The 509-nt window shown below is 78.8% G+C and carries 1 pseudogene; it reads right to left on the bottom strand.

Annotation, left to right across the window (positions count from 1 at the left end):
- Nucleotides 1-509 (bottom strand): annotated as a pseudogene (locus AC3A5R_RS23095) (HNH endonuclease signature motif containing protein); the annotation flags it as partial.

The following is a 509-nucleotide window of genomic DNA, read 5'->3' as shown; positions in this document are numbered from 1 at the left end:
CCGGGCAGCTCGCACGCCGCGTTCGAGGTGCCGGTGGCGACCTCGAACGGGACGACGATCCGCACCACCGCGGCCGGGGCGGTGGCGGTCGGCCCTTCGGGCGTGGTGGCGAAGAGGGCGAGGTCGGTGAGCAGGTCGGAGCGGAGCTGGTCCAGGGTGCACTGGTCGCCGGCGGCGCGGGCGGCGCGGGCCAGGGCCTCGACGCGGTCCAGGACGCCGACGACCCGGTCGGCGGTGGCGGTGAGGGTGAGGATGCCCATGCCGTCCTCGGTCAGGCGCCCGAACACGCCCCGCCGCCGGGTCGCGGCGGCGCGGCGTTCGTCGGTGCCGCGGTGGTCGGCGGCGGTGACGGCGCGGCGCAGCCGGGCCCGGAACAGCCGCTGCGAGGCGAGCGTGCCGTCGGGCGCCGGGGCCAGGACGGTGGCCTCCAGCGCCGGCAGCGCCTCGTCGGGCAGGTTGCGGGTCTCGGCGACGACGGCCAACGCCCGGTACAGGCCCACCTGGCCCTG

It is taken from the genome of Intrasporangium sp. Soil_C_50 (assembly GCF_057656595.1).
The sequence above is the reverse complement of the archived record's forward strand: the minus strand, read 5'-3'. Positions and strand labels throughout refer to the sequence as shown.